Source organism: Streptomyces milbemycinicus (assembly GCF_002154605.1).
In the GTDB taxonomy this organism is placed as follows: Bacteria; Actinomycetota; Actinomycetes; order Streptomycetales; family Streptomycetaceae; genus Streptomyces; species Streptomyces milbemycinicus.
Genome location: NZ_MUNE01000392.1, coordinates 25,228 through 33,061 on the forward strand (window position 1 = coordinate 25,228; position 7,834 = coordinate 33,061).

The 7,834-nt window shown below is 71.5% G+C and carries 8 protein-coding genes; 4 read left to right on the forward strand and 4 right to left on the reverse strand.

Going from position 1 to position 7,834, the window contains the following annotated elements; genetic code table 11:
* Nucleotides 1–80: 80 nt before the first annotated feature.
* A complete protein-coding gene (locus tag CCN51_RS29990; protein ID WP_014181865.1) occupies nucleotides 81–515 on the reverse strand; it encodes an ATP-binding protein in 435 nt (144 codons plus the stop codon).
* 207 nt (nucleotides 516–722) lie between these two features.
* Complete coding sequence (locus CCN51_RS29995) at nucleotides 723–3,104, reverse strand: phosphoketolase family protein (RefSeq protein WP_014181866.1); 2,382 nt, start codon at nucleotides 3,102–3,104, stop codon at nucleotides 723–725.
* Between the two features lie 146 nt (nucleotides 3,105–3,250).
* On the opposite strand from CCN51_RS29995, the gene CCN51_RS30000 reads away from it, so the two are divergent.
* The 3 genes from CCN51_RS30000 to CCN51_RS30010 all read left to right on the forward strand — a co-directional run bounded on the left by CCN51_RS30000 (nucleotide 3,251) and on the right by CCN51_RS30010 (nucleotide 5,248).
* Nucleotides 3,251–3,700 carry a cyclic nucleotide-binding domain-containing protein gene (locus tag CCN51_RS30000; RefSeq protein WP_014181867.1) on the forward strand — a complete coding sequence of 150 codons (450 nt, stop codon included), beginning with the start codon at nucleotides 3,251–3,253 and terminating at the stop codon, nucleotides 3,698–3,700.
* A 113-nt stretch (nucleotides 3,701–3,813) separates the two neighbouring features.
* Complete coding sequence (locus tag CCN51_RS30005) at nucleotides 3,814–4,419, forward strand: TlpA family protein disulfide reductase (RefSeq protein ID WP_014181868.1); 606 nt, start codon at nucleotides 3,814–3,816, stop codon at nucleotides 4,417–4,419.
* Between the two features lie 112 nt (nucleotides 4,420–4,531).
* Nucleotides 4,532–5,248 carry a response regulator gene (locus CCN51_RS30010; RefSeq protein WP_043492601.1) on the forward strand — a complete coding sequence of 239 codons (717 nt, stop codon included), beginning with the start codon at nucleotides 4,532–4,534 and terminating at the stop codon, nucleotides 5,246–5,248.
* Nucleotides 5,249–5,554: 306 nt separating this feature from the next.
* On the opposite strand, the gene CCN51_RS30015 is transcribed toward CCN51_RS30010, so the two are convergent.
* Together CCN51_RS30015 and CCN51_RS30020 are read right to left on the reverse strand one after the other, a co-directional pair.
* Nucleotides 5,555–6,442, reverse strand: a complete 888-nt coding sequence (locus tag CCN51_RS30015; RefSeq protein ID WP_078610782.1) for an MOSC domain-containing protein — start codon at nucleotides 6,440–6,442, stop codon at nucleotides 5,555–5,557.
* A 106-nt stretch (nucleotides 6,443–6,548) separates the two neighbouring features.
* The gene (locus CCN51_RS30020; RefSeq protein ID WP_014181871.1) at nucleotides 6,549–7,055 is read right to left on the reverse strand and encodes a DUF6643 family protein; all 507 of its coding nucleotides are present in this window, start codon (nucleotides 7,053–7,055) and stop codon (nucleotides 6,549–6,551) included.
* A 233-nt stretch (nucleotides 7,056–7,288) separates the two neighbouring features.
* Here CCN51_RS30020 and CCN51_RS30025 point away from each other — a divergent pair.
* On the forward strand, nucleotides 7,289–7,834 hold a 546-nt coding region (locus tag CCN51_RS30025; protein ID WP_143675923.1), incomplete at its 3' end, for a TerD family protein.

Genomic DNA, 7,834 nt, shown 5'->3' on the forward strand with positions numbered 1-7,834 from the left:
GCGGGCCGGTGAGCACAAGAGGGCGGGTGAGCGCGGGCGGGCGGCGCGGGCGGGTGAGCGTGGGTGGCCGATGGAGCAGTTCAGCGCAGCCGCATGGCGAGCGTCACCACGGCCCCCACCGCGCCTGCGCTGACCGCGAGCCGGTCGGTGACCAGGCGGGTCAGCCACAGCCCGCGTCCGCTGGTCGCGCCGTCCAGGCCCGGCAGGATCCGGGGGATGACGTCCTCGGAGAAACCGGGGCCGGAGTCGCTGATCCGGCACTCCAACTCGTTGCCGACCCGGCGCAGCAGCAGGGCCCCCTGCCCGCCCGCGTGCTCCACCGCGTTGGTGGCGACCGCGTCCACGGCCAGGACGAAGTCGCCCCGGCGGGTCTCGGCCAGCCCGGCCCAGGCCGCGCACTCCTCGATCTGCACGCGCAGCACCGGCAGCTCGCGTGCGGTGAAGCGGCGCTGCAGCAGACGTTCGGCGGCTTGATCGGCTGGATCGGCGGACCACAGGCGGGGTTGCGCCGGCACCGGTGCCTCCCGTTGACGAGTGCGAGCGACAGCAGGGTCGATGAAGGAGCCGAGGATACGGGCCATGGGCCGCCCGCGCATGCCAGGACCGGCGATGACGACTCGGGCACCATTTGTGAACGGAAGTGGACGTACGGCGCCCGCAATTTACTCGGCCGCGTACCGCTTTCTATCGGCTACCGCTGCCCAGCAATCCGCTCAGTCTGCTCATCCCGGCCAGCTCCACTGCACCACCTCCGGCAGATCCACACCGTGCCGCCGGATCCAGTCGTGGTGCCGATGGCGCATGTCCGCCATGGCCTGGCGCAGCCCGGCGGCGCGCACCGCGAGTCCAGGCACCCGGTCCAGCACGTCCATGACCAGCCGATAGCGGTCGAGGTCATTGCGTACGACCATGTCGAAGGGCGTGGTCGTGGTGCCCATCTCCTGGTAGCCGCGCACATGGAGCCGCGGGTGGACGGCCCGCCGGTAGGTGAGCCGGTGGATCAGCCACGGATAGCCGTGATACGCGAAGATCACCGGCCGGTCGCGGGTGAACACGGCGTCGAACTCGAGGTCCGTCAGCCCGTGCGGATGCCGCTGACGCGGCAGCAGCTTGGTCATGTCGACGACGTTCACGACCCGGACGGCCAGCTCCGGCAGCCGCGTACGCAGGATCGACGCCGCGGCCAGCACCTCCTGGGTCGGCACGTCCCCCGCGCAGGCGAGGACCACCTCCGGCTCGTCGCCCGGCCGCTCCGTCCCCGCCCACTCCCAGATGCCGAGGCCGCGCGCGCAGTGGTCACGGGCCGGCTGCGGGCCGAGCCAGTCGAAACAGGGCTGCTTGCCCGCCACCACCACATTGACCACGTCCCGGGTGCGCAGCACATGATCGGCGACGCACAGCAGGGTGTTGGTGTCCGGCGGTAGGTACACACGCACCGTGTACGGGTCCTTGTTGAGGACGTGGTCGACGAACCCGGGGTTCTGATGCGAGAAACCATTGTGGTCCTGCCGCCACACATGTGAGGTCAGCAGGTAGTTCAGAGCGGCGATCGGGGCCCGCCAGGGGATGGTACGCGCGGTCTGGACCCACTTGACGTGCTGGGCGGCCATGCTCGCGACGATGTCGGTGAACGCCTCGTACGAGGAGAACAGACCGTGCCGCCCGGTCAGCAGATACCCCTCGAGCCAGCCCTGGCACAGATGCTCGGACAGCACCTCCATGACCCGGCCGTGCGGCCCCAGGTGCTCATCCGTCTCCACCGTCTCGGCCTGCCAGGCCTTGTCCGTCACCGCGTACACGTCCTGCAGCCGGTTGGACGCCGTCTCGTCCGGCCCGACCAGGCGGAAGTCGCGGCGCTCGGCCGTGTCGGCCATCACCTGGCGCAGCAAACCGCCGAGCACCCGCGTCGGCTCGTGCAGCCGGGTGCCGGGCTTGTCCACGGCGACGGCGTGCCCGGCCAGATCGGGCAGCGGCAGCTCGCGCAGCAGCCGGCCGCCGTTGGCGTGCGGATTGGCGCCGAGCCTGCGGTCGCCCGCCGGCACACAGACCAGTACCTCGGGGCGCGGGCGGCCGTCGGCGCCGAAGAGCTCGTCCGGCCGGTACGAGCGCAGCCACCGCTCCAGCTGCCGCAGCCGCCCCGGATCCTCCCGGACCCCGGCGAGCGGCACCTGATGGGCGCGCCAGGTGTCTTCCACGGGGACCCCGTCCACCTTGGCCGGGCCGGTCCAGCCCTTGGGCGTGCGCAGCACGATCAACGGCCAGTGCGGCCGCTTCCGCGCCCCGTCACCCTCGCGCGCGGCCCGCTGGAAGGCGGCGATCCGGTCCAGCGCGAGATCGAGCGCCGCCGCCATGTCGTGGTGCGCCTGCGCCGGGTCCGCACCCGCGGTGGCGGTGACGTACAGCGGCTCGTGGCCGTAGCCGCGCAGCAGCTCGTCCAGCTCGCCCTCGGGCAGCCGGGCCAGCACGGCAGGATTGGCGATCTTGTAGCCGTTGAGGTGCAGCACCGGCAGCACGGCCCCGTCGTACACCGGATCCAGGAACTTGTTCGAATGCCAGGACGCGGCCAGCGGCCCGGTCTCCGCCTCCCCGTCGCCGATCACACAGGTGACCACCAGACCGGGGTTGTCCAGCGCCGCGCCATAGCCGTGCGCGAGGGAGTAGCCGAGCTCGCCGCCCTCGTGGAACGAGCCGGGCACCTGCGGCGAGGCATGGCTGGGCACCCCGCCGGGCGTGGAGAACTGGCGGAAGAGCCGGGCCATCCCGGCGAGGTCCCGCCCCACGTCCGGACACAGCTCCCCGTACGTGCCGTCCAGCCAGGCCCCGGCGAACACGGCCGGCCCGCCGTGGCCCGGGCCCCAGACGCACACCGCGTCCAGGTCACGTGCCGAGATCACCCGGTTCATATGCGTGTAGACCAGGTTCAGCCCGGGACAGGTGCCCCAGTGGCCCAGCAGCCGCGGTTTGATGTGCTCGGGGCGCAACGGCTCGGCCAGCAGCGGATTGCCGGTCAGATAGATCTGGCCCGCCGCCAGGTAGTTCAGCGCCCGCCAGTGGGCGTCCAGGCTGTGCAGCTCGCGGTCGGTGAGCGTGGCTTGCGGTCCCATGCGTGACTCCGTGAGAGACGGCGACCTCAGGACCCATGTACGACCATGCCACAAGCCGGGCACGGCCGCCCTTCGGCCCGCGCTCGCGACCCGCTCTCACGGCCCGCCGAAGGGCGCGGAGGGGCGGGAGACGGCACAGTGAGGACATGAAGGGACTTCTCAGCCCGCTCAAGACGGAGCACCGCGATCGGCTGATGGCGCTCGCCCGCGAAGTGTCCTTCCCCGCGGGCAGCCGCATCTTCGAGGAGGGGCGCAAGGCCGACCGCTTCTGGATCATCCGCACCGGTTCGGTCACCCTCGATCTGCACGTCCCCGGCCGGCGCGCCGCCGTGATCGAGACGCTGGGCCCCGGCGAGCTGATCGGCTGGTCCTGGCTCTTCCCGCCGGACACCTGGCATCTGGGCGCGGAGGCACTCAGCCCGGTGCGCGCACACGAATTCGACGCGGAGGCAGTACGCAGGCTGTGCGACGAGGACACCGAGCTCGGCTACGCGCTCGCCCTCGCCTGCGCCCAGGTGATCGGACGCCGGCTGCAGTCCGCCCGCGCCCGCCTGCTGGACCTGTACGGGCCGTACGCGGGCGGCATATCGCCATGACCGGCGGTGTATGGCCGTGACCGGTGGCGTGTCGCCGTGACCGGCGGCATATTGCCGTGAACGGACTGGGACCCGGGCGCCGGGACGCGCCCGCGACCTGCGAAGCTGATCGCATGAACACCCGTCATTTCACCTCCGGTTCGGCCGCTGTACTGGCCGCCGCCCTCCTCCTGTCGGCCTGCGGGGCGGGGACGAGCTCCATCGGGGACTCCGGGGACGGCTCCTCGAAGCAGGGCGGCGGCAACGAGGTGATCAGCAGCTACGCTCCGGGCGAGCGCAAGCAACTGCGGGAGATCTCCGGCAAGACCCTCGAGGGCAAGCCGCTGGACCTCGCGGACTACAAGGGCCATGTCGTCGTGGTCAACCTCTGGGGCTCGAACTGCGCGCCGTGCCGGGCCGAGGCGCCCAATCTGGTGAAGGTGGCCAAGGAGACCGAGGCCGAGGGCGTACGGTTCGTCGGCATCAACACCCGGGACCCGAGCCGGGAGGCGGCCATCAGGTTCGAGGAGGAGTACGGCGTCTCGTACCCCAGCCTCTACGACCAGATGGGCAGGATCGTGCTCAAGCTCCCCCGGGGCAGTGTCAACCCGCAGGCCATCCCCTCGACCATCTTCCTCGACGGCAGTGGACGGCTCGCTGCCCGTGCGCTGGTGCCGCTCAGCGAGCGGGATCTGCGCGGGGTGCTGCGACCGCTCATCGCGGAGCAGAAGAAGGCTTGAGGCGGCCCGCGGCCAGGTGTTCGGGCGGCCGGGGGCCGAACGGCCCCTTACCTCGCGCCGCGGCGGGGCGGAAAGCTGGGCGGCCGATCACGACCGGCGCGTCCCGCGCGCCATGGAGGGAGAGGCAGTGGCAGAGGCGGCCGACCTCGCGAGGCCCGAGACACGCATCGGGGTCTTTCTGCTCGACGACCACGAGGTGGTGCGCCGCGGACTGCGCGATCTGCTCGACGCGGAGCCAGACCTGTGCGTGGTGGGGGAGGCGGCCAACGCGCGCGAGGCCATCGCCCGTGCCCCCGCCGTCCGGCCCCGGGTCGCGGTGCTCGACGTACGGCTCGGCTCCTCGGCCGAGGGCGGCGACCACGAGGGCATCGAGGTGTGCCGCGAACTACGGGCCCGGCTCCCCGATTTGGCCTGTCTGATGCTCACCTCCTTCGACGACGACGAAGCGCTCTTCGACGCCATCATGGCGGGGGCGGCGGGCTATGTGCTCAAGCAGATCAACGGCTCCGACCTGGTGTCGGCCGTACGCACCGTGGCCGGCGGCCGGTCCATGCTCGACCCGGGCGCGACCGCGCGGGTGATGGCCCGGCTGCGCGGGCCGCAGCCCAGCGGACCGGTGGAGCTGGAGCGGCTGTCGCCGCGCGAGCGGGAGATCCTGGAGCTCATCGGCGAAGGGCTGACCAACCGCCAGATCGCCGAGCGGCTGTTCCTCGCCGAGAAGACGGTCAAGAACCGCATCTCGACGATCTTGTCCAAGCTGGGCGTGGGACGGCGCATTCAGGCGGCGGTCATCGCCGAACGGATCAGGGACCGGCGCGCGGCGGAGTGATGTCGCTTGGGCCGGGAATCGCCGTGGGGTGTGCCGACTCGTGTGGGGCCGACGTTCGCGTGGAGCTGACGTTCGCGTGGAGCTGACGTTTGTGTGGGGCGCGAGACCGGACTCCCCTTCCGGTCTCGCGCCCCACGCGCGCACGGGGGCACGCCCGTCCGTGGCTCCTCACCGCAGTGGAGTGGGAGCCCGGCACGCCCCGGTGGCGAGGGTGGTTCCCAGGCCCTGGTCATCAGCATCGGGGGCCGTGTACTCATCGGAAAGGGGCCGAACGGCCCTGATGGCCGGGCCGGACGGGGCCATCGGCTACTCGAGGATCTCCACCCGGTCGCCCAACCGCAGTGTCCCCGCGCCGCGCCCTTCCCCCAAGAGCCCTACGGCCGAGGGAAGTTCGGGGAGCTCGGGGAATTCCGGGACGAGGTTCTGCCCGAAGAGGAGCTGATCGCCGGCGCGCCGGTGGCGGGCCAGCGTACGCAGCGGCTCCTTGCCGCGCTCGGCGGTCTCCTGGTCGGTGGTGGTGATCACGCACCGGGCACAGGGCTTGGCGACCCGGAAGACGACCTCGCCGATCCGTATCCGCAGCCAGTCGTCCTCGGCCCAGGGCGCGGTGCCCTCGATCACCACATTCGGCCGGAAGCGGTTCATCGGCAGCGGCCCCTCGTCCGGGTGATCCCCTTGAGCGATGAGCGAGTTGAGCGCGTCCAGCGACGCGGTGGTGGTCAGCAGCAGCGGAAACTCGTCCGCGAGGCTCACGGTCTCGCCCCCGCGCGCGAAATCCGGAGTCAGCGGCCGGCGGCGGGCCGGATCGTCCAGATGGACCAGGCGGACCGGAGAGCCCAGAAAGCCGCTGAACCATTCGTCGGCCGCAGCGCCCGCCGACACCACCTCGACGGCTTCCTTGTGCAGCCACACGGTCGACACCGCCGCGGCGTCCCCCGGCTCGGGCACGGCGACGGTCAGCGGCTCATGGTCGGCAGCACTGAGCCGGATGCCGCCACCGGGCAGCGGCTCGGCGGAAACCAGCGCCATCCGGGCCTGCTGGCGCTGCGTCACATACCGTCCGCCGGGCTCGACGACCATCCACCTCCGGTCTCCCGCAAGCCCCCACGGCTCGACGACCGCCTCGAGGGGAGCGGTCCCCGCGACCGACTTGACGGGGTACACGTGGATAGCGCTCAGCGCTGGATTGACCATGCCGACAATCTTGCCAGCCTGGTCCGACAGCGTCGTGTCAAAGTCACCCCACGGGTTCGACCGGCCCGGCCCCCATCCGGGGCCGGGCCCCGCCGCGCAGGGCGGCTCAGTAACCGGCCCCCGGCTGCTGCGGCCGGCCCTGGTACTGCTGACGGCCGTAGGGGTCCTCGTACGGCGACGGCGCGGGCGCCGCCGGCCGGGGTGCGGCGGGGCGCGGCATGGCCGGGCGCATCGCCTCGTAGCCGTTGGGCGCCGCCGGACGCTGCTGCTGCGGGGGCTGCTGCTGCGGCCCCGGGTAGCCGCGCGGACCCGTCGACTGCGGCGGGATGTACGGCGAGGGCGTCTGCTGCAGCCCGCCGGGCTGCGGCTGCCCACCACCCATCTGGTATCCCTGCGAGGGGTTGTACTGCGAGGAGGAGGGCGCGGCCGGCAGCGCCGGAAGCGCGGAGGGCAACGCCGGGAGGTGGCTGCCGGTGTCGTACGGCGGGGCCACTCGGATGGGCGCGATCTGTGGTGTCCCCCGCTCGGCGACGAGACTGTCGTAGATGGGGGTGTCCGGGAAGGACGACGAGGAGTAGTAGCCGCTGCCGTAGCTACCGCGGGGGGAGGTCATAGCCCTTAAGTTAAGCCCACGATGTGCCGATTGGGGAGTCCGGTAAGAGGGTTGTTTTACCGGCTGGGAGCGGTCGGCGTTCCCTAATCCGAGCGAATCTGGCAAAAACGGTCGGCAGGGTACGTTGAGATCCTGTAAAGAGCTCGTTTTCGACGGGTTACCGATCGCGGTCCGATGATCGTGTGTCCGTGGCCGAAATGAACAGATCAGAAAGGCAGGGGGACAGCATGGCGATGCGCAAAGGCAGCAATGTTCCGGTTCCGGCGTCGGCGGTGCGGGTCGAGCTGGGCTGGCGCACCGGCCCGGGAGCGCCGGACGTCGACGCCTCGGCGCTGCTGCTGGTATCCGGAAAGGTCCGTTCCGACGCGGACTTCGTCTTCTACAACCAGCCGGCACACTCCTCGGGCGCCGTACGCCACGAAGGCAAGCGAACCGCCGGTGACACCGTGACCGACACCCTTTCGGTGGACTTCGGCCGGGTGGAGCCCGCGATCGAGACGGTGGTGCTCGCCGCGTCCGCGGACGGCGGCAGTTTCGGCCGGGTCCCGGGCCTGTACATCCGTGTGCTGGACGCCTCGGGCGGTGCGGAGCTCGCCCGGTTCGACAGCGAGGACGCCACCGTCGAGACCGCGTTTGTGCTCGGCGAGCTCTACAGGAGGCAGGGCGCGTGGAAGTTCCGTGCCGTCGGCCAGGGCTACGGCAGTGGACTCGCGGGCCTCGCCACGGACTTCGGCATCAGCGTCGACGAGCCCCAGCACGCCCCCGGCCCCGCCTCCGTC